Source organism: Tepidiforma thermophila, from assembly GCF_002563855.1.
GTDB lineage: Bacteria > Chloroflexota > Dehalococcoidia > Tepidiformales > Tepidiformaceae > Tepidiforma > Tepidiforma thermophila.
Window position 1 is genome coordinate 1459614 of record NZ_PDJQ01000001.1, and the last position, 24982, is coordinate 1484595.

Consider the following 24982-nt stretch of genomic DNA (forward strand, 5'->3'; position numbering starts at 1 on the left):
GGGGGAACCATGCGTCGACGCTCCACCGTAGCAGCCATCGATGTCGGCTCAACCAAGGTCGCCGTCGTCGTCGGCGACATCTCCGAAACCGGCGAAACGCGCATCCTCGGCGTCGGCGTCGCGCCGGCTGCCGGCCTCTCGCGCGGCGTCATCGATAACATCCAGAGCGCCCGCGAAGCCATCGCCATCGCCGTCGAAAAGGCCGAACAGGCCTGCGGCATGCGCATCCTCTCCGCCGTCGTCGGCATCTCCGGCGGCCACATCTCCAGCCAGAATAACCGCGGCATCGTCGCCATCCCCGACCGAACCCGGCCAATCTCTCCCGACGACCGCGCCCGCGTCCTTGAAGCCGCCGGGCAGGTCGCCATCCCCACCAACCGCCAGGTCATCCACGTCGTCCCGCGCACCTACTGGGTAGAAGGCACCGAGCCCGTCAGCGACCCCGTCGGCATGTACGGCTCCCGCCTTGACGCGGAGGTGCACATCGTCTCCGGCGCTGTCTCCGCCATCCAGAACCTCACCAAGTGCGTCGAAGGCGCCGGCGTCCAGGTCGATGACATCATCCTCGAGAGCCTGGCCTCCGCCGAAAGCGTCCTCACCGAGCAGGAGAAGCAGCAGGGCGTCGCCCTCGTCGATATCGGCGGCAGCACAACCTCCATCGCCGTCTTCGATGAAGGGTCCGTCGCCCACACCGCCTGCCTCCCCATCGCCGGCTCGCACCTCACTGCCGACCTCGCCCGCGTCCTCCGCTGCCCCTGGGAGAGCGCCGAAACCGTGAAGTGCACCGTCGGCGCCGCCTACGCCGACCCCTCCATGGCCGGCGAGAACGTTGAAATCCAGGCCTTCGGTACCCAGTCCACCAAACTTGTCTCCCTCGAACACGTCTGCGCCATCCTCCAGGCGCGCACCGAGGAAATCCTCGAGATGATTGGGGTCGAACTGAAGCGCGTCGGCTACCTCGATCGCATCGCCGCCGGCCTCGTCCTCACCGGCGGCAGCAGCCAGCTCCGCGGCCTCCCCGAGGTCGCCGAATCCCGGCTCGACCTCCCCGCCCGCCTCGGCCGTCCCCACGGCTACACCGGCCTCTCCGACCTCATCGGAACCCCCGCCTTCGCTACCTCCATCGGGCTCGTTCGCTACGCCCTCGCCCACCGCGAACGACCCGGTGAACTCCCCGGCCCCGCCTTCGATGGGAGAGGGCGCGGGCTCCTCGATCGCATCCTCAGCATCGGGAGGTCGCTCATTCCCCAGTAACCCGCAGCCGAACCACCACCCAGCGCCAGCCTCAGCCTCATTCGTCAGAAGGGAAGGACAACCGACATGAGCATGCGTTACGACACCGACCTGCTGCCCGATATCAAAGTCATCGGCGTTGGCGGAGGCGGCTGCAACGCCGTCAACCGGATGGTTCGCGCCAAGATCCCCGGCGTCCAGTTCATCGCCTGCAATACCGACGCCCAGGCCCTCGCCTCCTCCGAAGCGCCGACCCGCCTCCGCATCGGCGAAAAACTCACCAAAGGCCTCGGCGTCGGCGGCGACCCCACCCGCGGCGAGCGTGCCGCCGACGAAAGCCGCGACGAGATCTACGACCTCCTCCGCGGCACCGAAATGGTCTTCGTCACCGCCGGCATGGGCGGCGGCACCGGCACCGGCGCCGCCCCAATCGTCGCCGAGATCGCCAAGGACTGCGGCGCCCTCACCATCGGCGTCGTCACCAAACCCTTCCCCTGGGAAGGCGCCCGCCGCATGAAGCAGGCTGAAGAGGGCATCGCCCGGCTCCGCGACAAGGTCGATACCCTCATCGCCATCCCGAACGGCCGCCTCATCGAAATCTGCCCGCCGAACGCCACCGTCGAAGAGGCGTTCGAAACCGCTGATGACGTCCTCCGCCAGGCCATCCAGTCGATCTCGAACATCATCAGCCAGAACGGCTCCATCAACCTCGACTTCAACGACGTCCGCACCATCATGAGCGAGGCCGGCCCCGCCCTCCTCGCCGTCGGAAAGGGCTCCGGCGAAAACCGCGCCGTTGAGGCCGCCCGCGCCGCCACCCAAAGCCCCATCCTCGACCAGTCCATCGAAGGCGCCCATAACGTCCTCTTCAACGTCACCCACAGCGGCAGCCTCGGTCTCCGCGAGCTCGACGCCGCCGCCCGCACCATCGCCGAAGTCGTCGACCCGGCCGCCAACATCATCTTCGGCACCGTCGTCGACCCCCGCGTCGGCGACGAGGTGCACATCACCGTCATCGCGACCGGCTTCACCCCGCGCGTCGCCACCATCGGCGACCCGGTCGAGTCCTCCGCAACCCGCCTTCGCGAATTCAACCTGCCCGGGGTCAGCAGCATGGAGGATGCCGAACTCCCCGCCTTCCTCCGCCGCAACCTCCGCTCGCTCAACCTCGAACGCGACGAATTCGGCCGCGTCGCCCGGCTCAAGTAGCACGCAACAAAAGAGGCTGAAAGGAGGCAACTACCTAACCGAACGCGCAAAAAGCCCGGAAGGACACTCCCCTCTCGGGAAGCGGGGGCTCGGTGCAATGGGAGATGGCATCGAGCCCCTGGCTTTTTCCGCGACGGCTACCCCGCCGGTAGCTGCCCCGCTTTCAGCCGGACGCGTAACGTAACACACCCGTCAAGCAAAAGACCAGAGAGTTTCCGCAATTCTGCCTATCGCAGGTCGTCGACTTCCCCACCGGCAGCCGCCCCCTCTTCGAACCCCGGGCAGGCCAGCACCGGCAGCGGCGGATACTTCCGGAACCGCGGGTCAACCTTCGACCGCTCGCACATCCAGAACACCGACCCCTTGCCGCTCACCACGCGCCGGCTCCACCGGCACGCAGCACACAGCCCCACCCTCTTTACGTCGCTGCCTGCCATCGCCCGCCAATCATCGCACCGCCGACCCCCGCCCTCCAGCCTCCCCGCTCCCCGTTCCCCGCTCCCGGCTCCCCGCTCCCCGCTCCCCGTTCCCCGCTCCCGGCTCCCCGCTCCCCGTTCCCCGCTCCCGGCTCCCGGCTCCCCGCTCCCCGTTCCCCGCTCCCCGCTCCCCGTTCCCCGCTCCCGGCTCCCGGCTCCCCGCTCCTGTATCATCCGCGCACTGTATCCCACGCATGGAGCACATCTATGGCCGGAGCCCTCGAAGGCGTGCGCGTCCTCGATTGCACCCAGATCATCGCCGGGCCGCTCGCCGCCTCTCTCCTCTCCGAGATGGGCGCCGATGTCGTGAAAGTCGAGCCCATCGAAGGCGAACCCTGGCGCCTCCAGGCCGAAATCATCCCGAAAGAAAGCAAGAACTTCCTCGTCCAGAACCGCGGCAAGCGCGGCATCGCCCTCAACTTCAAAGACCCGCGGACCGGACCCATCCGCGACCGCCTCATCGCCTGGGCCGACGTCCTCATCACGAACTACCGGCCCGGCGTCCCCGAGGCGCTCGGCATCGACTACGATTCCGCCCGCCGCATCAACCCGGCCATCATCTATGCCGAAAACACCGCCTTCGGCAAACACGGCCCCGACGCCATGCGCCGCGGCTACGATATCGTCGCCCAGGCCATGAGCGGCCTCAGCACCTCCAACCCCAACCTCCAGAACGGGCTCCCCATGCCGGTCGCCTTCGCACCCGCCGATGTCGTCACCGGCTTCGCCCTCGCCTGGGCGATTACCGCCGCCCTCTACCACCGCCAGCGAACCGGCGAGGGCCAGGCTATCAACTCCAGCCTCCTCCTCTCGGCCCTCGCCCTCCAGGCCGGCTCCCGCGAAATCGTCGCCATCGATGAGCCGGTCCGCCACGAAAAGCTCGCCCACCTCGCCGAGGCGCGTGCCCGCGGGGCCTCCATGGCCGAGATCATCGCCGAACGCCGCCGCTTCGCGCCTGAGCTTTCCGGCAACATCTACTACCGTCCCTACAAGACGAAGGACTCCTACCTCGTCGTGGGCTGCCTCGGCCCGGCTCCCCGCGCGCGCTTCCGCGAGGCGCTTGGCATCACCGACCCGCGCTACGAGCCGGGCTTCGATACCTCCCGCCTCGCCGAAGTCGGCGCCGAACTCGTCCGCATCTGCGAGGCAAAGTTCCTCGATAAAACCAACGATGAGTGGCTCGCCTACCTCGACGCCTTCGACATCGCCTGCGGGCCGGTGCGGTTCATCGAAGAGCTGTTCGATGACGCCCAGGTTGTCGCCAACAGCTACATCCAGGAGTACGACCATTCCCTGCTCGGCCCGGTGCGCGGACCTGCACCCGTGGTCCAGATGAGCGCAACCCCCACCCGCATCCAGCGCGCCTCGCCGGCCCTCGGAGAACACACTGACGAAGTCCTCGCCGAAATTGGTTACTCGCCCGCCGAAATTGCAGCCTTCAGGGAAGACGGCCTCATCGGCTGAACCGGTCGCCGACGAATTCCGTTCACAGGATGAGCATCGCGTCGCCGAAGCTGTAAAACCGGTACCGCTCCCGCACCGCAGTCCGATACGCCTCCATGACGAGGTCGTACCCGGCAAACGCGCAGACGAGCATCAGCAGCGTGGACCGCGGCAGGTGGAAGTTCGTCATCAGCACGTCGACCGCCAGGAACGCGTCCCCCGGCAGGATCTTCAGCGAGGTCCAGCCCGCGTACGCCCGGATCTCCCCGCATTCCCGCGCCACGTGCTCCAGCGTCCGCACCACCGTCGTCCCGATTGCCACCACCCGCCGCCCTTCCGCGCGCGCCCGTTGGATGGCCGCAGCCGCCTCCTCCGGCACCGTCACATGCTCCGCGTGGAGGTCGAACTCCCGTGGGTCGTCCACGTTCACCGGCTTAAACGTCCCGGGCCCAACCTCAAGCGTAACCGCCGTCCGCTCAATCCCCCGCTCGCGCAGCCGCTCCAGCAGCTCCGGCGTGAAGTGCAGCCCCGCCGTCGGCGCCGCCGCGCTCTTCGCCTCGCGCGCATATACCGTCTGGTACCGTTCCGGGTCGCCCCGGAAGCTCCGGATATACGGCGGCAGGGGCACCTCGCCCACCCGCGCCGGGTCGAACGGCCGCTCGAACTCCAGCACGACTGCCTCACCCGAGCGCCCGGCGCACACCGCCGCCAAGGCCCCTTCATGCGAATCGAAGACGAACCGCCGCCCCTCCGCAGCCCGGCGGGCCGGCTTCATCAGCACCTCCCAGCGGGTGTCGGTCAACGGCCGCACCAGCAGGATCTCCACCTGCCCGCCCGTGTCCTCCCGCCGCCCGAAGAGCCGCGCAGCCATCACCCGCGTGTCGTTCACCACCAGCAGGTCGCCGGGGCGCAGCAGCTCTGGGAGGTCGCGAACCACCCGGTGGACAATCGTCCCGGCGGCCCGGTCAACCACCATCAGCCGCGCCGAGTCCCGGGGCTCCGCAGGCTCCTGCGCAATCAGCTCGTCCGGCAGGTCGTAGGCAAAGTCATCGGTCCGCATGAGCCTAGAATTGCGCCTTCACGCCCCGCGATCTACGGTGCCCCCAATGGCGCTCGAACCCGCCCGCGAAGATGACCGCGAATTCCCCCCTGTTGACGCCCCAGTGGCGCCCCTTGCCATAGACCGTAGCGCCATCCGCCGCGTCACAGCCGAACAGGTCGAGATCTCCCGCTCTGCCGTCGGTGTCGCTACGTTCGACCGCGGCACCATCCGCCAGTCCGACGCCGGCATAGTCGTCGGCCGCTCCGTCGCCGTCGACCAGGTCCGTGCCGGCGTGCTGATCTCCCCCGTCGTCCGCGGAGAAGTCCACACCCTGCTCGATATGCGTTCCGCGGTCGCTATCGGCTTCGGGATGGTGCTGGGGAAGCTGTTCGTTTCGGCAGTGCGGGCCCTCGCCCGGAAGCTGCTTCCCTGACCTCGTCCAGGGCGATCAGCGTGCCCTTCGCCGCGTCCGTCCGCAGCTGACCGCATGCCGCGGAGATCTCCGTTCCCTTCTCCACCCGCACCGTGCAGTTCACGCCCGCCTCGCGCAGAATCCGCTCGAACGCCAGCACCCGCTGCCGTGATGGACGTCGGTAGCCTCCTGCGGTCGGGTTGACCGGGATGAGGTTCACGTGCGCCCCCGTCCCGCGCACCAGCCGCGCCAGCTCCAGCGCGGTCGCGTCGCTGTCGTTCTCACCCGCGATGAGCGCGTATTCGAACGTCACGCGCCGTCCCGTGGCCGCGAAGTACCGTTTCGCCGCCGCCACAAGCTCGCCTACTGAATGCGGCCCGGCCGTGGGCACCAGCCGCCGGCGGAGCGCATCGTTCGGTGCGTGGAGCGAAATCGCCAGCCCGACCTGCAGCCCCTCGCCCGCCAGCCGGTCAATCCCGCGGATGACGCCGACCGTCGAAATCGTGATGTGCCGCTGCCCGATGCCGAAGCACCGGGGGTCGGTGAGCACCCGCACTGCCCGGATCGTCTCGCCATAGTTCGCCAGCGGCTCGCCCATCCCCATGAAGACGATGTTCGTCACGTGCTGGCCCCGCTCATCAAGCAGCCGTGCCACGTGGATGACCTGCGCGACAATCTCTGCCGCCTTCAGGTTCCGTTCGAACCCCATCTGCCCGGTCGCACAGAACACACACCCCATCGCGCACCCGGCCTGCGTCGATACGCACACCGTCGAGCGCGGGTGGGCGCCCGGTTTGGATGGCGGGTACTGCATCAGGACGGTCTCGATGAGCGTGCCGTCGCCCAGTTCGAGCAGCAGCTTCGTCGTCAGGCCGTCATCGCTCACAACCCTGCGCACCTCGCGCGCCGGCGAAAGCTCCAGCCGCTCCGCCAGCCAGTCCCGCAGCTCTGCGGGCAGCTGCCGAATCTCCGCGAACGCCTGCGCAAACCCGCGGTAGGCCGCACGGAGCACCTGGTCGGCCCGGTACCGCGGCGCCCCGCGTTCCGCAAGCAGCGCCTCCAGTTCCGCCGGGAGCATGCCGTACAGCGATTGCCGGCCTCCGCTCATGCCAGCACCGCCTCCGGCGCGAGTCTGCCGCGCTCCCCGGCCACAAAGGCCCGCCCGCTCGTCCGTCGGCCGCCCGGCCGCTGCACCTCCGTCAGCACCAGCCAGCCGTCCGTGAACCGCACCGCCGGCTCGCCGTCAAACACGGTCATCGACCCGGGCGCTGCCTCCGGCCCCGCAGCGACCCTCCCCCGCCAGCACTTCAGCGGCTGGCCCCGGTAGATAATGTACGCGCCCGGCCACGGGTCGTAGGCGCGCGTCGCCCGCTCAGCCTCGGCCGCTGTCATCGTCGCCCGCAGGTGCCCGTCCTCCTTCCGGATCAGCCCGCAGGTCGTCACCTGCGAGGGGTCCTGCGGCTGCACGGTCACCCGCCCGGCGAGCCAGTCTGGCAGCACCTGCACCAGCTCGCGCGCTCCCAGTTCCGCCAGCCGCGCCTCCAGAGAACCCGTCGTGTCCGTCGGGAGGATCGGCTCCTCCGCGCGTGAAATGACCGGCCCCGCGTCCATCTCCAGGACCATCTCCATGATGCTCACTCCGGTGATCGTATCACCCGCGAGAATGGCCGCCGCCACCGGCGATGCCCCACGCCACCGCGGCAGTAGCGACGCGTGCACGTTCACAAACCCCCGCCGGGCGGTATCGAGCACCCCCTGCGGCAAAATCTTCCCGTAGGCCGCCACCACCGCGGCATCCAGCCCGAGCGCCGCCAGCTCCTCCCGGAACGCCTCACCCCGGACCGATGTCGGCTGCACAATCCGGAGCCCGAGCTCCTCGGCAGCCGCCTTCACCGGCGGTGGTGTCAGCCGACCCCCGCGCCCCGCCGGGCGGTCCGGCTGTGTCACCACGAGGACCAGCTCGTACCCCGCCGAGGCCAGCGCCCGCAGCGAGGGCACCGCGAAGGCCGGCGAGCCGAAGAAGGCCAGCCGCGCACTCATCGCCGCCACCGGTGCACGTCGACGAATCGGCTCGCGCTCGTAAACAGCACACCCGGCTCCGCGTCGCGCAGCCAGTTCGGGTGAACCACCACCGCCCCGGTTGCCCCCAGCACTAGGCTCGGCTGGATCCCCTGCCACACGTCCTGCAGCTGCCGGTACGAATCGAGCCGGACCTCCGGGTCGGTCGAAGTCCGGCCCCGCGCAATCAGCTCGTCAACCACCGCGTCCTCGAAGTTCGCCAGGTTGAGCCCGGCCGCGCCCAGCTGCGAGCTGTGCCACCCGAAGTACAGGTCAGGGTCCGGCCCCTGGTCCCAGAAGACCACCGCGGCTTCATACTTCCGCTCCTGCAGAAAATCGCGCCGCAGCACGGAAAACGTCGTGCTCGCAACCGTCGCCCGGATGCCCAGCGGCTCGAGCTGACGCGCGACGGCGTTCGCAAGCGCCACCCGTTCCGGAGCGTTGTCCGTCCGGATGGTGAACCGGAACTCCTGCCCCTGCCGCACCAGGATCCCGGTCGTCGGGTGGGGCGTCCAGCCAGCCTCCTGCAGCAGGATCCGCGCGCGGCTCAGGTCCGGAGCGCTGGTATCCCTGTCCGCATCGTACGCCCACGTCCCCGGCACCACCGGGGACGCCGTCACCTTCCCCACTCCCTGGAAGACCTCGTCCACCAGCTGCTTCCGGTCCACCGCAAGCGAAAGCGCCTGCCGCACCCGCTCGTCCCGGAACAGCGAGTTTGAGTTGTTGAGGTACAGCATCGCCAGCACCGGCCTCGTTACTACGCGGACGCTCTTCCCTCCGACCCCGCGGACTTCGTCGAGTTCCGCCCGTGTCCGCGGCCCCCGCAGGTAGAGGCCGTCGGTCTCCCCGGCGGCAAACGCGCGGATGGCCTGCGGCTCGTCCGGGTAGAAGCGCAGCACAATCCGGTCAATGCCCGGACGCCCCAGGTGGTACGAGGTGTTCGCTGCCAGCGTCGCCGCCTGCGCGTCCAGCGATTCCAGCCGGTACGGCCCGCTGCCCACCGGCCGCGCGTTGAAGGGGTCGCTCTCCAGCGCCTGGACGCCTTTGCCGCCGAGAAGGTGCTCCGGCAGGATGCCGACCGTCGCGCTCCGCGCAAGGAACGGCGCCGAAGGCTGCCGCAGCCGGACCACGACCGTGCTCACATCCGGCGTCTCCACCGTCACCCCGTTCCATCCCTCGGCCATCGCCGGGTCATCGAAGTCCGGGTCCTGCAGCAGCCGTACCGTAAACGCGACATCCCGGCTCGTCACCGGGGCACCGTCGTGCCAGCGTGCATTTGCCCGGATGCGGAAGGTATACGTCGCGCCCCCGTCCGAAACTTCCGGCAGGTCCGCCGCAAGGTCCGGGATTACCTTCCCGTCCTTCGCCACCCGCACCAGGCCGGAGAACACCAGCGCCGAGAGGTCCGCGTCCACCTCGTTCGCCCCTGCGAACAGCGGGTTGACCCGCTGCCACGTGCCGGCCACTGCCTCGCTGTAGGTGACCGCCCCGGGCAGCACCACCGACTCGTTCCCCGAAACCCGCAGGCCAAGCGCGATTCCCGCCGCCAGCATCGCTGCTGCGATGCTGCCGATGACTACGAACGCAAGGCGCGAACGCGCCCGTCCGTCCGCTTCCATCAGCCCGCTACTGCCACTCCACGCTCAGGAACGAGACGAAGATAAAGACAATGACAAGCAGAATCGTCGCCTGGAAGAGGGTCCGCTCAAGGCCGCGCTTCGTCCGGTAGACCGACCCGCCCGACATCCCGCCGAGCGCAGCACCGAACCCGCTCCCCTTGACCTGCAGCAGCACCACGAGGATGAGGAGCGTCGAAACGAGAATTTGGAAGAGGTTCATCAGCATCGGTGCCTACCGTACCAGCACGACGGGCTCTTCCCGCGAAAGCGCCCGCCGCGATTCGATGTTCAACGTATCGCGCTGATCGTACAGCCGCATGATCGTAGCCGCGAGCTTGTGCGGGTCGTGCCGATATCGGTTCTCCTCCGCCACCACGTCAGCCTCGATCACCCGGATCCCCGGGTGCGCCTGGAGCTTCTCCATCGATACTCGCACCGCCTCCGCGTGCCACGCCTCGGGCAGTTCAGCTGCAATGTTGTTGTTCGCCAGCACCACCTGCACAATCCCCTGCCCGGCGTGCCGTTCCAGCGCCTCCACGTGCTCCGCAACGCCGAACCCGTCCGTCTCCCCGTGTTGCGTCGCCACGTTGCAGACGAACACCCGCAGCGCCGACGTCTGCTGAACCGCCTTCCGGATGCCCTCGACCAGCAGGTTCGGCAGCACGCTCGTATACAGGCTGCCCGGCCCAATAATGACCATGTCGGCCTCGAGGATGGCACGCACTGCGTCCGGGTGCGCCTCCGCGTCTGGCGGGTTCAGATACACCTCGCGGATGGCTGCCCCGCGCTCCGTGATGTTGTGCTCCCCGTGGACCACCTCGTCCTCATGCGTCCGCGCGCTCAATGTCACGTCTTCGAGCGTCGAAGGCAGGATCGTCCCCCGCACGTTCAGCACCCGGCTCGCCTCGTGAATCGCCGCCTCGAAGTTCCCCGTCACCTCCGACATCGCCACAATGAACAGGTTGCCGAAGGAGTGTCCCTCCAGCCCGGTTCCGTTCGTAAACCGGTACTGGAACAGCTTCGACATCAGCGGTTCCGCCTCCGCCAGCGCCGCAATGCACTGCCGCAGGTCGCCCGGCGCCACCACGCCGAACTCCTGCCGCAGCCGCCCCGTGCTCCCGCCGTCATCCGCCACCGTGACAATCGCCGTCAGGTTGCTGGTGTAGTTCTTCAATCCCCGCAACAGTGTCGAAAGCCCCGTGCCGCCCCCGATTGCGACAATCCTCGGCCCGCGGCTCAGGAACCGCTTGGCATAGATCGCCTCGGCAAGGTTCTGGTCCCGCCAGTCCGGCCGCACAAAGGCGTACAGGAGTGACTGGTTCAGCTTGTAGACCGCCAGCCCTACCGTCCCCAGCGACGCAGTGATGAACAGCAGGCCGCGCATCCACCGCGGGATAAACTGCAGCGTCAGGTAGTAGAAAATCCCAGGCAGCGGTGCCTGGAGGTACGCCTCCCGCAGGATGTAGGCAATGCCGAGGCCCATCAGGACCACGCCGAACAGCAGCAGCACCAGCCACCGCTTGATGTGCATCCCGGGATAGAGCCACTTCAGCGCAGAGTGGTCCCGGATGCGGCTCCAGCTCATGGCCGGCAAGTGTACCACCCGGTGCCGAAAGTGCGAGGTCGCCTGATCATTTCTCCAGCTCCCGTTCCAGCAGCTCCTGCACCACCTGGGCGTTCGCGCGTCCTTTGGTCTCCCGCATCACCTGCCCGACGAGGAACTTCATCGCCGTTGCCTTGCCAGCGCGGAAGTCGGCGACTGCCCGGGGGTTCGCCTCGATCGCCCTGCGAACCAGTCCTGCCAGTTCGTCCTCCCCGCTGATTTGCGCGAGCCCCTGCTGCTCGATGATCGCATCCGCAGATTGGCCCGTGGCCACCATCTGCTCGAACACGTCTTTCCCTACGAGCGCCGTGATGGTGCCGTTCGCCACCTGCTCGATGAGCCCGGCGAGCTGCTCCGGCGCAAGCGGAAACCGGTCAATCTCTGCCTGGTTCGCGTTCAGCCACCGCGCAACCTCGCCGAGCATCCAGTTCGCCGCCAGCTTCGCCCTGCGGGCGTCATCGCCGCTCAGGGCAGCCATCAGCCGCTCGAAGTACTCCGCTCGCGGGCGCTCCTCCGCCAGTGTCGTCGCCTCGTAGTCGCTCAGCCCCAGCGCCCGGTAGCGCGCAATCTTCGCCGCCGGCAGCTCCGGCAGCCGCGCCCGCACCCGCTCGACGAACGCCGCCCCCAGCTTCAGCGGCGGCAGGTCCGGCTCCGGAAAGTACCGGTAGTCGTGCGCGTGCTCTTTGCTCCGCTGGCTCAAGGTCATCTGCCGCTCATCCGACCAGCCCCGCGTCTCCTGCTCGACCTTCCCGCCGGCTTCCAGGATCGCGATTTGCCGCCGCTCCTCGTAGAGCAGCGCATCATGCACAGCCCTGAAGCTGTTCATGTTCTTGATTTCGACCTTCGTCCCGAAGGCGGTGTCGCCCCGGCGGCGGACCGAAATGTTCGCGTCGCAGCGGAAGTTCCCCTCCTCCATGTTCGCGTCGCTCACACCGATGTACCGGAGGACCTGCCGCAGCCGCACAAGATACTCCCGCGCTTCCGCCGCGCTCCGGATGTCCGGCTCGCTCACAATCTCCATCAGCGGCGTCCCGGAGCGGTTCACATCGATCAGGCTGTACGCCTCGCCCGTCACCGGGTCTACCCGGTGGAGCAGGCGGGCCGTGTCCTCCTCCATGTGCACCCGGGTGATGCCGATCCGGCGCCGAGCCCCGTCGACCTCGATCTCCAGCCACCCGTCACGGCAGATCGGCAGGTCGTACTGCGAAATCTGGTACCCCTTCATCAGGTCCGGGTACGGGTAATTCTTCCGGTCGAACTTGCTGAACGGCGCAATGGTGCAGTTGAGCGCCAGCCCCGTCAGCACAATCCCCTCAATCGCCTTTTCGTTGATCACCGGGAGCACACCGGGCATCCCCAGGCACACCGGGCACACGTGCGTGTTCGGCTCAGCGCCTGCGTAGTCCGCGCTGCACCCGCAGAACATCTTGCTCGCCGTCTTCAGCTGGCAGTGCACCTCGAGGCCGATGACGACCTCGTACTCAGTCGCGATGGCGGTCACGCGTTCTCCTCCGCCGTATCGGCACTCACCGAGTATAGGCACCCCCTCCCCAACGGGTAACCCGGCAAATTCCCGATTCGAACGGGTCGCATCACATACCTGCAGCCTTCAGCCCCAGCCGGACCGCAACCAGAAGCAGCGCGCCCGCCAGCGCACGGAGAATGGAGCTGCCCCGGAGCCGGTGCGCCAGCCGCGCCCCGACCTGCGCACCCGGGACCGCCCCGGCCGCCAGCAGCACAGCCTGCGCCAGCGACCGGTCCCACCCGATGACCCCCTGGAGCACGTGGACAGCCGACCCCTCAGCCGCCATGAACATCAGTACGAACTGGGATGTTGCGGTGGCAATATGAACCGGAAAGTGGAGCACCGTCGCCATAATCGGCACGTGCAGGATCCCGCCCCCGATGCCGAGCAGGCTGCTCAGGAACCCAACCCCCGCGCTAATCAGCACCCCCTTCCAGAGCTGGTACGAATACACGAACGTGTTCCCGCTGGCGTCCCGCACCATCCGTCGGACGACCCCGCGGCCCCGTACTGGCTCTGCGATCGCCTGCACCTGGGGCCGCGCCAGCAGGTAAACCCCCACGGCGCCAAGCACCGCGGCAAAAATCGCGTCGAAAAGCCGGCGGGGCACGAACCCCACAACGACCGCACCCGCTACCGCCCCCGGGAACGTCCCCAGCACGAACCACCACCCCGAGCGGTAGTCGATCCGCCGCTGAAGCCCGTACGCCACTGATCCGGAGGCGGCATTCACGCACACCACGAGCAGCGAGATAGCCGTGAGCAGCTCAGGGTCCTCGTCCGGGTAGATGAGCAGCAGAATCGGCACCAGCACAAACCCGCCGCCTGCTCCGACAAGCGTTCCGAACGCCCCGACAATAAACCCGAGAATCACCAGCAAGGGGTCAGTAGGTTCCAGGGCACTCCCTCGCAGCGCCGATTACGGGAGTTTCCCCCGTTCACCCCCACCGGTAAACCGGCGGCCGCGAAACGCTAGACCGGGATGCCCTCGTCCGGAAAATCTGCCCGCCGCCGGAAGGCCCGCCCCCGGAGCCGGTCCACCGCCCCGCCGATCCGGTCCTGCAGGTGTGCCCAGCGCCGCTCCAGCCGCCCGCGGATCCGGCTGTGGGTCGAGCCGGTCTCCCGGTAGCGCGCATATCGCGCCTCCAAACGCCGCTTTTGGCGCATCCGCCGCAGGCGCGCCAGCTCCCGGGTGATCGCCCGCCGGAGCAGCGCCGCGGCTTCGGCATGGTTCGTATGCGCCCCTTCCCCCGGCTCCGGGACCGTGTGGTCGACAATCCCGAGCCGCAGGCAGTCGTGCGACGTCAGCCGCAGCCGCTCTGCAACCTCCGCAGGCCCCCCATCGAGCACCGCCGCTGCATCCTCCGGGCGCACGACCTCGTACACCGCGTTGTCGAGCATCAGCACCCGGTCGGCCGTCGCCATTGCCATCGCGGCTTCGGAATTGCCTTCCCCGGTAATCACCGCAACTGTCGGCGATTGCACAGCCAGCATCGCCGCCATGCACCGCGCCACCGCATGTCCAAGCCCGGCCTCCTCCGCCGCCAGCGAGGGGTCCGCTCCAGCCGTATCGACCAGCGTCACCACCGGCAGCCTCAGCCGCGAGGCGAGCCGGAACGCACGCTCAGCCTTCCGAAAGCCGGCCGGCCCGATCAGCCCGTTCCCCTCGCTGCCATGCGGCCGCACCTGCCCCACGAACACCGCAGCCTCCCCGTCAATGGCGCCGATGCCAGCAACCACCGCGGGGTCGTCGGTCCCGCTCCGGTCGCCCCGCAGCTCAAAGAACGCCGTGGTCATCCGCTCGATAAATTCCCGTGCCGTCGGCCGGTCTTCATGGCGCGAAAGTTGCACCTGCTGCCAGGCAGGCCGCGGGGTGTGATGCAGGTGCCCTCCCTGTCCGCCTGGGCTTCCTTCCGCCAGCCGCCCCCGCGAAAGCAGGTCAAGCAGTCCCGCAACGGTCTCCCGGAGCTGCGGGCGCGCCACCACCGCGTCCAGCAGTCCATGCCGCAGGTGCGCCTCCGAGGTGTGCGCCCCCTCCGGGAGGCCGTTTTTCGTCGTCTCTTCCAGTGCCCGCAGCGCGGCGTAGCCAACCAGCGCATTCGGCTCGGCGATGAGGATGTCCGCCAGGTTAATGAAACCCGTGTAGGCCGATCCGGTCGTCGGGTCCGTGAGGATGCACACGTAGGGGAGCCCCTCGCGCGCGAACCGCTCAACCGCCACCGCAATCCGCGGGCCCTGCATCAGCGCCAAAAGCCCCTCCTGCATCCGCGTGCCCGAGGTCGAACACACCAGCACAACCGGGACCCGCCGCGCCCGCGCCCGCTCAAACGCCCGGGCCAGCCGTTCGCCGGCCGCTACACCGATGGAGCCACCCAGGAAAGCGAAATCGACAACCCCGATGACGACATCGTGACCCCCGATGGTGGCCCGGCCCGTGACCGCCGCCTCCGTCAGCCGGGTCCGTCGCTGCTCCTGGATAACCCGTGACCGGTAGGAGTGGCGCCCGCTGCCCGGGAAAGAGAGCGGGTCGATCGCCGAAATCCCCCGGTCGTCCTCGTGGAACGTCCCAAGGTCGGCGAGCGTCGCAATCCGCTCCAGCGCCGTGAGGTGGAAGTGAAACCCGCACGCGTGGCACACCCGGTACCGCTCATACAGCCGCGAGCCCTCCAGCAGCGCGCCGCACGCGAGGCACCGCTCCGGCTGGCGGCCTTCCCCGGCCTCCGGGTGCTCTTCCCCCCGGCGCAGAATGCTCCGAATCCCCTTCACGCTCGCTCCAGTCTATCAGCCATCGTCGTCCGTGCCCGCCCGGGCAAGTACCCGGCGCGAGTCGCCCTCCTCCCGCGGCCCGACAACGCCTTCCGCCTCGAGCAGCTCCAAAATCTTCGCGGCCTTCAGGTATCCCACCCGGAGACGCCGCTGCAGCAACGCCGGCGAGATGCGCTGGTGCTTCTCCGCAAGGGCGCGCGCCTGGATGACCAACGGGTCGTCCTCCTCGACCTCGATGTTCGCCTCGCCGCCGTTCTGGGCCGCGAGCGCCTCCTCCAGCAGCGCATCTGCCGTCTCCGGCGCCAGCGACCGGAAGCGGTCGTCCTTCCAGAACGTCACCAGCCGCTCGACCTCCGCGTCGGAGAGGTACACACCCTGGATCCGGATCGGCTTCCCGGCATCGCGCGGCAGGTAGAGCATGTCGCCCCGCCCCAGCAGCTTCTCCGCTCCGCCCATGTCGAGAATCGTCCGCGAGTCGGTCTGCGACGTGACCGCAAACGCAATCCGCGTCGGGAAATTCGCCTTGATGAGCCCCGTCACAACATCCACCGACGGCCGCTGCGTCGCGACGATCAAATGGATGCCTGTCGCCCGCGCGAGCTGCGCAAGCCGGCAAATCAGCTTCTCCACCTCGAATGGCGCGGCCATCATCAGGTCGGCCAGCTCGTCGATGATGACCACCCAGTACGGCAGCTTCTTCAGCGTCCGGGGATGCTTGTTGTACCCCTCGATGTTCCGCACGCCCAGCTCGGCGAACTTCTTGTACCGCGCCTCCATCTCCCCCACCACCGCCTGCAGCACGCCCACCACCTTGTCCATGTCCACGATCACTTCGCTGAACGCCATGTGCGGGATGCCGGAGTACCCCACCAGCTCCACCCGCTTCGGGTCCACCATCACAAACCGCACATCGTCCGGCGTCGCGTTCATCATGATGCAGGCGATGATCGCGTTCATGCAGACGCTCTTGCCCGAGCCCGTGGCCCCGGCAATCAGCAGATGCGGCATCGTCGCGAGGTCCGCCACCACTGGCGCGCCTGCCACGCCCTTCCCCAGCGCAATCGCCAGCTTCGACTTCCGCGCCAGCTCCGCAAACTCCTTCGTCTCCATCACCGAACGCAGTGTCACAACGGTCGCGCTGTCGTTCGGTACCTCGATCCCCACAATCGCCCGCCCCGGCACCGGCGCCTCGATCCGCAGGCTCGGCGCCGCCAGGGCCAGTGCGAGGTCGTTCTGCAGCGCCGTGATTTTGTTCACCCGCACCCGCGTCCGCGAAACCTCCACCCGCTCGGTCTTCGGCCGCCCGTCGGGCCCCACAATCGGCTTCCCGTTCTCGTCCCGCAGCGGAACCTCCTTGTAGCGGACCTCCCAGCCCGGCTCCACCCCGAACTGCGTCACCGTCGGCCCCTCGTTGATCTCCACCACCGTCGCGTCCACCCCGAAGCTCGCCAGCGTGTCGACGATCAGCTGCGCCCGGGCGGCATTGTCGTGACGCCGGCTGGCGCTCGGCTGCGGCGGATTCAGCAGCTCCATCGCCGGGAGGTGCCACCCGCTTCGCGTCTCCAGCGGCAGCCCGAGCTGCTCCGGTTCTTCCGGCTCCGGCTCGGCCGGGCTGCCCGCCGCATCCTGCGCGAAGGCGGAAGGCAATTCCTCGGCTTCCGGCTCAGGCTCCGGCGGCGCGGGCGCCTCGGCCGGCACCGTCGTAAACGCCGCAGCCGCGCCCGTGCCGACTGTCGAAGCCGGCGCCCCGGGCTCGATCCGCGGCCGGAAGACGACAGGCGGCGCCTCCAGCGGCGGACCGGCTGCCTGCGCTGGCACAAACTCCCCGGCGCCGATGACAATCTCCTCCTCGCGCTCCGGCCTCCGGAAAATGAATGCAATCCACCTCCCGACAGCGGCCGCAGCCCGGTGCGGCAGCCGCCGCTCCCACGCCTCCTGGAGCCAGAGCGGCACATGCACAGCCACCCAGCGGCTCGGGCCCGGCGCCAGCAGCACCGCAGCGATGACAAACAGGCTCACCCAGGCCACCTTGCCCAGCAGCCCGGCCACCAGCGCCTGCCCGAACCGGCCGCCGAGGCTGACCTCCGAGAAGTCCACCGTCCCTACCGCCCAGCGCGCCTCGTTCAGCCCGAGCAGCCCCCAAACGAACAGCCCGAGGGCGGCCGCCCCTGCGGTTCTCCGTGCAAAAAGCCGCCTGTCGAGATACCACCCCCGCCAGCTGGCAGCCGCACCGTACACCGCCCAGCCGGCGAGCACGAGCATGCCGAAGCCGATCACCCGGAGGACCTCATCGCGGGCGCGCTCCAGCGCCGCCGCGCCATCGAACAAGGCCACCCAAACCGCGAACCCGGCAGTGGCCGTGGCTCCCGCGGCGGCCTTCCACCAGCGGCGAATCAGTGCAATCGAACCGGTCCGTGTCCGCGCAGCACCGCGCCCGCTCCGCCGGGAGGGGGAGCGCACAGGGCGGGCCCGGCTCTTCGTCGTGCGTGCCGCCATCGACCTGCACTCCTCAGCTGCCGGCCGAAAACCCCCCGCTGGTCCCGGCCCTGGCGCCCGGGGTAGTGTGCCGACCTAGACCTCGACTGTCACAGTCAGCACCATGGGGCGCCTGCGCGTCTCATCATAGAGGAACTTGCTGACCGCGTCCCGGATCCGCGTATTGATGTCCCCGAACTCCGCGTAGTGCTCGGCACCCTGCAGCGCCTTTGCCACCACCTCCCGGGTGCGCTCGGCAAGGTCCTCCCGCTCCTCAAGGTCCAGGAATCCGCGGGCCAGAATCTCCGCCGGCCGATCCAGCGCCCCGGTCTGCTTCTCAACCGTCACAATCACCACCACCACGCCGTCGGTCGAAAGATGCGCACGGTCGCGCAGGATGTGCTGGTCGACATCGCCGATGCCGAGCCCGTCGACATACACGTAGCTTGCCGGCACCCGTTCGCCGAGCCATGCCGCCTCCTCGTCGATCTCAAGCACATCCCCGTCGGTCAGCACGAACGCGTTCCCCTGGGGCACACCAACCGACTCGGCCAGCCGCGCATGCACCACCAGGTGCCGGTACTCCCCATGAATCGGTACGAAGTACTCCGGCTGCAGCAGCCCCTGGATAATCTTCAGCTCCTCCCGGCTGGCATGCCCGCGGACATGGATATTCGAAACCCGGTTATAGAGCACGTCCGCGCCCAGTCTGAACAGGTTGTCCACGTTCCGGTAGACCGCCTGCTCGTTCCCCGGGATCGGCGAGGCCGAAAGCACCACCGTATCGCCCTTCACAATCTGGATGTGCCGGTGGTCGCCGTTCGCCATCTTCGTCAAAGCGCTCGTCGGCTCGCCCTGGCTCCCGGTCGTGATCACCACCAGCTTCGCGGGCGGGGTGTTGCGCATCTCCTCCACCCCGACAATGGTCCCCTCCGGCGCCTGCAGATACCCGAGCTGCCGCGCCATCGCCACGTTGTCGATCATCGAGCGGCCCGTCACGAACACCTTCCGCCCCGTGAAGACCGCCGCATCAATCACCTGCTGCACCCGCGAAATCAGCGACGCGAATGTCGCGACGATCACCCGGCCCGGCGCGTTCACCATGATCTGCTTCAGCGCCTCGCCGACCAGCTGTTCGCTCGGGGTGTACCCATCGACTTCCGCGTAGGTCGAGTCCGCCATCAGCAGCAGACAGCCCTCCGCGCCGACCTGGGCGAGGCGGATGAGGTCGGTGTGCTGGTCCATCACCGGCGTGTGGTCGAGCTTGAAGTCCCCCGTGTGCACTACCGGCCCGAGCGGCGTCTGGATAATCAGTCCGCAGGCATCGGGGATGGAGTGAGCCACCGTAAAGAACTCCACCCGGAAGACGCCGGCCTCGATCACCTGCCCCGGTTCGACCACGTGTGTCTTCGCCTTCTGGAGGAGCCGGTGCTCCTGCAGCTTCACCCGGATGAGCCCGTCGGTTAGCCGCGTGCTGTACACCGGCACGTCGAACTCCCGCAGGAAATAGGGCAGCGCGCCCACGTGGTCCTCGTGCCCGTGGGTGAGGAACACCGCCCGGACCTTCTCCCGCCGCTCCCGCAGGTAGGTGAAATCCGGGATGACGAGGTCGACGCCGAGCATCTCCTCTTCCGGGAACATCAGCCCGACGTCGATGACGATGATGTCGTCCCCGTACTCGAGCAGCATCATGTTGCGGCCAATCTCTCCGAGGCCGCCCAGCGGAATCACGCGAAGTGTCGTCTTGGAAGTCATAAGTCCTGATCGAAAAATGAGATTTGACGTGGCTCTTCGGGCGCGGGGGCTTCCCGGTCCGGCCGCCGTGCCTCAGCCGGTCGGCGTGCATCCGAAGTACGGCCCTGCTGTTCCGGCGCCGCAACGGCCGTTGGCGAAGCCGCTGGCCCGTCAGCCCGTGTACCGGGCCCGGGCCCCGGAGCCTCCCGTGGCTCCGGCGCCGCGGAAACGGCGGCGGGGGCACCCGCATCCTGGAATTCCCCGCGCCGCGCCCGCGCAATGACCCCGCGGAGGTTGCGGAAGTCCTCCACAAGCACCTGCCGCAGTGCCCCCTGGTGCAGCGCTGCCGCCGGGTGGTACATCGGCACGATATACCGGCCGTCCACCACCTTCGGTTTCCCGTGAATCCGCGAAATCGTCTGCTGCGGGAACCACCGCGCCATCGAAAAGCGCCCCAGCGTCACGATCACCAGCGGGTCCACCAGGTCAATCTGCAGGTCGAGGTACTCCGCGCACGCCGCAATCTCCCCCGGCAGAGGGTCGCGGTTCCCCGGCGGCCGGCATTTCAGCACGTTGCAGATGTACACCTCGTCGCGGCGGAGCCCCGCCTCAGCGAGCAGCTCGGTCAGGAACTGCCCGGCCGCCCCGACGAACGGACGGCCCTGCCGGTCCTCGTTCAGGCCCGGCGCCTCCCCGATGCACATCACCTCCGCATCGAGCGGCCCCTCCCCCGGCACCGCGTGCGTCCGCGTCTCCGCGAGCGCGCACAGGCGGCACGCCCGGATGACCTCGTACAGCTCCGCAGCGCGCTCCTCCTTTGAAATCACGGCCGCGCTCCCTCCGGCGCCACCCCCGCTGTGCCCCCGGCCGCCCGCAGGCGCCGCGTCGCCGTCGTCAGCATCTGCACGCCGATCGCCGAAAGCACCACCGCGAACACCACCTGCAGGCCGCGCCCGCTGAGCATGGTTGCGAGCCCCGCCCCTGCAACCGCCCCCGGGATCGCCGTGGGCAGGAGCCACCGCGCTGCCTCGGTGTCGACGGTCCCCTGCCGGTAATGCGTCAGCGCGGCCATCGTCGAGGCGACAACAATCACAACCAGAGAGATTCCCTGCGCCTCATGCTGTTCGGTACCCAGCACAAGCACCATCGCCGGCACGAAAATCGCGCCGCCGCCGACTCCCAGCGCACCGCTCGCGAGCCCGCCGCTCAGCCCAATCGCCCCCGCCAGGCCGAACTCGGCGAATGGCCCCGGCTCAAGCCACCCGCCCGCCGGCGCGAACAGCAGCATCCGCAGCGAAACCGCAAGCAGGAACACCCCGAACGCCTGCCGGAGCCGCAGCGCCGGGATACGCAGGGCCAGCCGCGCCCCGGCGACCGCCCCGGTCACCGCACCCGCCGTGAGCCCGGCAAAGAGCAGCCAGTCGAAGTGCCCCGCCAGCCCGTACAGCACCGCCGCCACAGCCGCCGTCACCGTGATCACCGCCAGCGATGTCCCATGGGCAACGTGCTGGCGCATCCGCAGCGGACCGGTCATCAGCGGCACCATCACCGCGCCGCCGCCGCCCCCGAGCAGCCCGCTCAGCACGCCGCCCGAAAACCCGGCCAGGGCCGACCACCGGGCGCGCCGGCTCATCGCGGCAGCCCTGCCGGCCTCTGTTTCGGCTGCACCGCCCATGCCAGGAGAATGCCGATGAAGTACAGCCCGAGCAGCGGGCCGGCCACGAACGTCTGCGTAATCGGGTCGGGAGTCGGCGTCACAATGGCAGCGATGATAAACACCACGATCACCGCGTACCGCCAGAACCCGAGCAGCTGACGCGCCCGCACCAGGCCCAGCTTCGCGGCAATCGCCAGCACCATCGGCAGCTCGAACGAGATCCCGACCCAGAACACGATGCGCGTCACAAAGTCCACGTACTGCCGAATGCCGATAACGTTCGCAATCTCGTCGCTCCCCAGCTCGAGCAGGAATCCCAGCGAAGCCGGCAGGATCACCCAGTACGCGAACGCCATCCCCGCGAGCAGGAACCCCGCCCCACCGATGATGCCCGGGAGCAGGATCCGCCGCTCCTTCGGAGTCAGGCCGGGGATGATGAACGCCAGCAGCTGGTAAATCACGACCGGGGAGGCGAGGATGACGCCCCCGTACAGCCCAATCTTCACGATGATGCCGATCCGGTCGGTGGGCGAGAAGCTCGAAACCTGGAAGTCCTCCACCCGCTCCCTCGCCGGGGCAACCAGCCACCCCAGGATCGTCTCCCAGAAGTAGAAGCAGATGATGACGCCGATCAGCACCGCCACCCCGCTGACCATTACCCGGTAGCGGAGCTCCCTCAGGTGCTCCAGCAGCGTCATCTCCGGGCCGCCGTGGAAGCCGCTCTCCTCCTGGGCTGTCGCCGCCGGTGTGCCAACGTCGCGAAGCGGTTCCGCTACCATGGCGCGTCAGAACACCAGCGGCGGCGATGCGGCCCCGCCTGGCCCTGCAGCAGCCGGCGGGTCCCCTGCCCCGTCCGGCTCTGGACGCGGCGCCGCCGCCAGCGCGCTCCCGGCTTCGGCCTCCGCGGCCCGCAGCGTCGCGTCGACCTCTGCCAGTCCCTCGTTCAGCTTCGCCTGCTCCTCGCGGAGGGTCTGTTGAGCCAGGGCAATCTCCCCCCGCATCGTCCGGTACTGTTCGTCAAGGTAGTCGATCTCGTCGCGAAACTCGTCCCGCACGGCCCGCGCGTACAGTTGCATCTGCCGCACCGCCCGCCCGATCTGGTACGCCATCTGCGGCAACCGCTCAGGCCCCACTACCACCAGCAGCAGGACCAGAATGAGCAATAACTCCTGGTAGCCGATGCCCAGGAACTCCACGCGTACCTCCCCGGGGGCGGCCCGCGCCCCGGCCGGCGCCGGCGTTGTTACTTGTCTTCGACCCCGTGGTCCTTCAAGTAGTCTACGGCGTCCTGCACGGTCACGATCTTTTCAGCGTCTTCATCGCTGATCTCGAGCCCGGCAACGTCGTTCGCGAACTCCTCCTCGAGCGACATAATCAGCTCGACAAGGTCCAGCGAGTCGGCGTTCAGGTCATCCACGAACGAAGCGCTCGGGACGACCTCGTCCTCCTCCACGCCGAGTTGCTCGACGACAATCTTGCGAACACGTTCGAATACGGTTGCCACGGTCCTGGTCTCTCCTGGGTTGACGTTTACTCGGTAGGGTCCGTAGGTTTCGCCGCGCGTTCCGGCTCCGGGTTCCCGGCGCTGCCAGCGCTCTCAGCGACCTGGCGCAGCCGTTCACTGACCGTCCGCAACACGCCGTTCACGAAGCTCGGCGAGGTGTCGCCTCCATACCGGTGCGCCAGTTCGACGGCCTCATTGATGACAGCCGCGACCGGCGCCGAATTGTCCGAGACGAGTTCCCATATTGCAAGCCGCAGGATGTTGCGGTCAACGATGGCCAGCGTGCTCACCGGGTACTTCGGTGCCGCCTCCTGGATGTACCGGTCCAGCTCCGGCAAGAGGCCCAGCACCCCCCGGATCGCTGCCAGCCCGCGCTTCTCCCACTCCTCGCCCCGCAGCGAGGGCGTCGATTCCCGCTCCTCGCGCAGCCGGCGCCGGAACGCAGCCTCGGCCGGGTGCCCCGACGTCTCAGCTTCGTAGAGCGCTTCAATGGCCAGCTGTCGAATCAGCCGGTAGGGGCTGGCGGTCACGCCATCACCATACCGCCATCAACGTGGATGCACTGCCCCGTGATGTAGCCAGCCCCGTCGCTTGCAAGGAACGCAACCAGCGGCGCGACCTCCTCCGGCCCCGCCAGCCGCCCAAGCGGAATCTGCGACTTCGCCCACGCGACCGCCTGCTCGCTCATGCCCTGGATGATGTCCGTCTCGATGAACCCCGGCGCGACGGCGTTCACGGTGATCCCCCGGGAAGCCACCTCCCGCGCCAGCGCTCGCGTAAAGCCGATCAGCCCCGCCTTCGCCGCCGCGTAATTCGCCTGGCCCGCGTTCCCCATCACCCCCACCACGCTCGTGATGTTGATGATCCGGCCGCCCCGTGCCCGCAGCATCGGCCGTAGCGCAGCCCGGGTGACAAGGAAGGCGCCCCGCAGGTTCACCTGGTGCACCGCATCCCAGTCCTCGTCGCTCATCCGCATCAGCAGCCCGTCGCGGGTGATGCCCGCGTTGTTCACAAGAATGTCCAGCCCGCCGAACCGCTCGACGGTCGCCTTGACCATCGCTGCCGCGTCGTCGCCGTTCGCGACATCGCCCCCCACGGCAAACGCCTCGCTGCCCATCGCCCGGATCTCGGCCGCCACCTCCTCTGCCAGCTCGGCGTTTGCGCGGTAGTTCACCGCGACCCGGGCGCCCCGGCGCCCCAGCTCCAGGCAGATTGCCCGGCCGATACCCCGGCTCCCGCCGGTCACCAGCGCCGCTTTGCCGTCCAGGTCACCCATCGGGGAGCTGCACCCGCACCGAAGTCGCGTCGTTCACGTTGATGCAGGTCGACTTCCTCAGCATCCGCTTGATAATCGCCGTCAGCACGCGCCCCGGTCCGAACTCGATGAACGTTTCGACCCCCTGCGCACCCAGGAACTCCACCGTCTTGCTCCACTGCACGGGTCGGCACACCTGGTCCACCAGCTCGTGCCGTATCGCAAGCTCGTCCTGCGTCGGCGTCGCCGTCACATTGAGCACGACCGGGATAGCCGGGTCCGCCAGCGAGGCCGTCGCCACCGGCTGCACCATCCCGTCGGCCGCCGGCCGCATCAGAGAGCTGTGGAACGCCCCGCTCACGCTGAGGGGGATGACCTTCACCGCACCGCGCGCCTTGGCGTAATCCAGCGCGCGCACCACCGCCTCGCGCCGTCCCCCGATGACGATCTGCCCCGGCGCATTCACGTTGCACACCTCGGCGCCCGCCTCCCGGCAGATCTCCTCGCAGTCGGTCAGGTCGAGGCCGAGCACCGCCGCCATGGTCCCCGGGTTCTTCTCGCCGGCGGCCTGCATCAGCTCACCCCGGATGCGCAGCAGCCGCACCGCCTCGTCGAACGGCAGCGCACCGGCCGCCACCAGCGCCGAGTACTCTCCGAGCGAGTGCCCCGCCACGAAGGCCGGCCGCTCCAGCAGCTGCGGCGTTACCTCGGTCGCCACCTTCAGGAGCGCGAGGCTCGTCACCGCAATCGCCGGCTGCGCGTTCTTGGTCTGCTGGAGCTCCTCTTCCGGGCCCTCGAAGCAGAGCCGGCTCAGCCGGAACCCGAGAATCTCGTCCGCGCGGTCATACAGCGCGCGCGCCGTGGGGAACTGTTCATACAGGTCCTTGCCCATCCCCACAGCCTGGGCGCCCTGCCCCGGGAACACAAACGCCCGGTCCTTGCGAACCGGGTCGCTGTAAATCAGGAACGGT

General features: G+C 68.6%; 22 protein-coding genes and 2 pseudogenes. 4 read left to right on the forward strand and 20 right to left on the reverse strand.

What is annotated here, in order from left to right; genetic code table 11:
• Window positions 1-9 precede the first annotated feature (9 nt).
• Both ftsA and ftsZ read left to right on the forward strand, forming a co-directional pair.
• Complete coding sequence (gene ftsA, locus A9A59_RS07075; protein WP_098503615.1) at window positions 10-1254, forward strand: cell division protein FtsA; 1245 nt, start codon at window positions 10-12, stop codon at window positions 1252-1254.
• A 66-nt stretch (window positions 1255-1320) separates the two neighbouring features.
• Window positions 1321-2442, forward strand: a complete 1122-nt coding sequence (gene ftsZ / locus A9A59_RS07080; protein ID WP_098503616.1) for a cell division protein FtsZ — start codon at window positions 1321-1323, stop codon at window positions 2440-2442.
• Between the two features lie 227 nt (window positions 2443-2669).
• Here ftsZ and A9A59_RS07085 read toward each other — a convergent pair whose 3' ends face one another.
• Window positions 2670-2819: a hypothetical protein gene (locus A9A59_RS07085; protein WP_278286826.1), complete on the reverse strand. Its 150-nt coding sequence runs from the start codon at window positions 2817-2819 to the stop codon at window positions 2670-2672.
• A gap of 306 nt (window positions 2820-3125) precedes the next feature.
• Between A9A59_RS07085 and A9A59_RS07090 the strand changes: the two genes are divergently transcribed.
• Window positions 3126-4382, forward strand: a complete 1257-nt coding sequence (locus tag A9A59_RS07090; protein WP_098503617.1) for a CaiB/BaiF CoA transferase family protein — start codon at window positions 3126-3128, stop codon at window positions 4380-4382.
• Between the two features lie 22 nt (window positions 4383-4404).
• Here the strand turns inward: A9A59_RS07090 and queA are convergent, their stop codons facing one another.
• Window positions 4405-5421 (reverse strand): tRNA preQ1(34) S-adenosylmethionine ribosyltransferase-isomerase QueA, encoded by a 1017-nt coding sequence (gene queA / locus A9A59_RS07095; protein WP_098503618.1) that lies wholly within the window; start codon window positions 5419-5421, stop codon window positions 4405-4407.
• 46 nt (window positions 5422-5467) lie between these two features.
• Between queA and A9A59_RS07100 the strand changes: the two genes are divergently transcribed.
• A complete protein-coding gene (locus A9A59_RS07100; protein ID WP_098503619.1) occupies window positions 5468-5836 on the forward strand; it encodes a hypothetical protein in 369 nt (122 codons plus the stop codon).
• Between the two features lie 34 nt (window positions 5837-5870).
• On the opposite strand, the pseudogene rlmN reads toward A9A59_RS07100, so the two are convergent.
• The 18 genes and pseudogenes from rlmN to fabD form a co-directional block, all read right to left on the reverse strand.
• Window positions 5871-6923 (reverse strand): annotated as a pseudogene (rlmN, locus tag A9A59_RS07105) (dual-specificity RNA methyltransferase RlmN); the annotation flags it as partial.
• Window positions 6920-7855: a methionyl-tRNA formyltransferase gene (fmt, locus tag A9A59_RS07110; RefSeq protein ID WP_133117544.1), complete on the reverse strand. Its 936-nt coding sequence runs from the start codon at window positions 7853-7855 to the stop codon at window positions 6920-6922. The pseudogene rlmN and the gene fmt, both read right to left, overlap by 4 nt.
• Window positions 7852-9492: a peptide ABC transporter substrate-binding protein gene (locus A9A59_RS07115; protein ID WP_098503622.1), complete on the reverse strand. Its 1641-nt coding sequence runs from the start codon at window positions 9490-9492 to the stop codon at window positions 7852-7854. Before A9A59_RS07115 ends, fmt begins: the two co-directional genes overlap by 4 nt.
• Before the next feature lie 7 nt (window positions 9493-9499).
• Window positions 9500-9718 carry a preprotein translocase subunit SecG gene (gene secG / locus A9A59_RS07120; protein ID WP_098503623.1) on the reverse strand — a complete coding sequence of 73 codons (219 nt, stop codon included), beginning with the start codon at window positions 9716-9718 and terminating at the stop codon, window positions 9500-9502.
• Window positions 9719-9724: 6 nt separating this feature from the next.
• Entirely contained in the window at window positions 9725-11077 is a 1353-nt protein-coding gene (locus A9A59_RS07125) for a gluconeogenesis factor YvcK family protein (protein WP_098503624.1), read from the reverse strand.
• Window positions 11078-11123: 46 nt separating this feature from the next.
• On the reverse strand, window positions 11124-12596 hold the full coding sequence (gene gatB / locus A9A59_RS07130) for an Asp-tRNA(Asn)/Glu-tRNA(Gln) amidotransferase subunit GatB (RefSeq protein WP_098503625.1): 1473 nt from the start codon (window positions 12594-12596) through the stop codon (window positions 11124-11126).
• 91 nt (window positions 12597-12687) lie between these two features.
• Complete coding sequence (locus A9A59_RS07135) at window positions 12688-13494, reverse strand: sulfite exporter TauE/SafE family protein (protein ID WP_278286929.1); 807 nt, start codon at window positions 13492-13494, stop codon at window positions 12688-12690.
• 98 nt (window positions 13495-13592) lie between these two features.
• A complete protein-coding gene (locus A9A59_RS07140) occupies window positions 13593-15386 on the reverse strand; it encodes a carboxyl transferase domain-containing protein (RefSeq protein WP_098503627.1) in 1794 nt (597 codons plus the stop codon).
• A gap of 15 nt (window positions 15387-15401) precedes the next feature.
• Window positions 15402-17882, reverse strand: coding sequence for a DNA translocase FtsK (locus tag A9A59_RS07145; protein WP_165772562.1), 2481 nt, complete (start codon window positions 17880-17882; stop codon window positions 15402-15404).
• A 75-nt stretch (window positions 17883-17957) separates the two neighbouring features.
• Window positions 17958-19616 carry a ribonuclease J gene (locus A9A59_RS07150; RefSeq protein ID WP_098503628.1) on the reverse strand — a complete coding sequence of 553 codons (1659 nt, stop codon included), beginning with the start codon at window positions 19614-19616 and terminating at the stop codon, window positions 17958-17960.
• Window positions 19617-19843: 227 nt separating this feature from the next.
• A pseudogene (locus A9A59_RS07155) lies at window positions 19844-20422 on the reverse strand (uracil-DNA glycosylase family protein); the annotation flags it as partial.
• Window positions 20419-21228 (reverse strand): sulfite exporter TauE/SafE family protein, encoded by an 810-nt coding sequence (locus A9A59_RS07160; protein ID WP_098504830.1) that lies wholly within the window; start codon window positions 21226-21228, stop codon window positions 20419-20421. The gene A9A59_RS07160 and the pseudogene A9A59_RS07155, both read right to left, overlap by 4 nt.
• Entirely contained in the window at window positions 21225-22031 is an 807-nt protein-coding gene (tatC, locus tag A9A59_RS07165; RefSeq protein WP_098503629.1) for a twin-arginine translocase subunit TatC, read from the reverse strand. The genes A9A59_RS07160 and tatC overlap by 4 nt, the downstream gene beginning before the upstream one ends.
• Before the next feature lie 6 nt (window positions 22032-22037).
• On the reverse strand, window positions 22038-22448 hold the full coding sequence (gene tatB / locus A9A59_RS07170; protein WP_098503630.1) for a Sec-independent protein translocase protein TatB: 411 nt from the start codon (window positions 22446-22448) through the stop codon (window positions 22038-22040).
• Between the two features lie 47 nt (window positions 22449-22495).
• A complete protein-coding gene (acpP, locus tag A9A59_RS07175; protein WP_098503631.1) occupies window positions 22496-22756 on the reverse strand; it encodes an acyl carrier protein in 261 nt (86 codons plus the stop codon).
• Between the two features lie 26 nt (window positions 22757-22782).
• Window positions 22783-23286, reverse strand: coding sequence for a transcription antitermination factor NusB (nusB, locus tag A9A59_RS07180; protein ID WP_098503632.1), 504 nt, complete (start codon window positions 23284-23286; stop codon window positions 22783-22785).
• Window positions 23283-24032: a 3-oxoacyl-[acyl-carrier-protein] reductase gene (fabG, locus tag A9A59_RS07185; RefSeq protein WP_098503633.1), complete on the reverse strand. Its 750-nt coding sequence runs from the start codon at window positions 24030-24032 to the stop codon at window positions 23283-23285. Before fabG ends, nusB begins: the two co-directional genes overlap by 4 nt.
• Entirely contained in the window at window positions 24025-24936 is a 912-nt protein-coding gene (fabD, locus tag A9A59_RS07190; protein ID WP_423242390.1) for an ACP S-malonyltransferase, read from the reverse strand. Before fabD ends, fabG begins: the two co-directional genes overlap by 8 nt.
• Window positions 24937-24982 lie beyond the last annotated feature (46 nt).

Bases quoted from the DNA above. Each gene is read 5' to 3' on its own strand.
- ftsA (WP_098503615.1), top strand. From the start codon at position 10: ATGCGTCGACGCTCCACCGTAGCAGCCATCGATGTCGGCTCAACCAAG.
- ftsZ (WP_098503616.1), top strand. From the start codon at position 1,321: ATGAGCATGCGTTACGACACCGACCTGCTGCCCGATATCAAAGTCATC.
- A9A59_RS07090 (WP_098503617.1), top strand. From the start codon at position 3,126: ATGGCCGGAGCCCTCGAAGGCGTGCGCGTCCTCGATTGCACCCAGATC.
- queA (WP_098503618.1), bottom strand. From the start codon at position 5,421: ATGCGGACCGATGACTTTGCCTACGACCTGCCGGACGAGCTGATTGCG.
- A9A59_RS07100 (WP_098503619.1), top strand. From the start codon at position 5,468: ATGGCGCTCGAACCCGCCCGCGAAGATGACCGCGAATTCCCCCCTGTT.
- fmt (WP_133117544.1), bottom strand. From the start codon at position 7,855: ATGAGTGCGCGGCTGGCCTTCTTCGGCTCGCCGGCCTTCGCGGTGCCC.
- A9A59_RS07115 (WP_098503622.1), bottom strand. From the start codon at position 9,492: ATGGAAGCGGACGGACGGGCGCGTTCGCGCCTTGCGTTCGTAGTCATC.
- secG (WP_098503623.1), bottom strand. From the start codon at position 9,718: ATGCTGATGAACCTCTTCCAAATTCTCGTTTCGACGCTCCTCATCCTC.
- A9A59_RS07125 (WP_098503624.1), bottom strand. From the start codon at position 11,077: ATGAGCTGGAGCCGCATCCGGGACCACTCTGCGCTGAAGTGGCTCTAT.
- A9A59_RS07145 (WP_165772562.1), bottom strand. From the start codon at position 17,882: ATGGCGGCACGCACGACGAAGAGCCGGGCCCGCCCTGTGCGCTCCCCC.
- A9A59_RS07150 (WP_098503628.1), bottom strand. From the start codon at position 19,616: ATGACTTCCAAGACGACACTTCGCGTGATTCCGCTGGGCGGCCTCGGA.
- A9A59_RS07160 (WP_098504830.1), bottom strand. From the start codon at position 21,228: ATGAGCCGGCGCGCCCGGTGGTCGGCCCTGGCCGGGTTTTCGGGCGGC.
- tatC (WP_098503629.1), bottom strand. From the start codon at position 22,031: ATGGTAGCGGAACCGCTTCGCGACGTTGGCACACCGGCGGCGACAGCC.
- fabG (WP_098503633.1), bottom strand. From the start codon at position 24,032: ATGGGTGACCTGGACGGCAAAGCGGCGCTGGTGACCGGCGGGAGCCGG.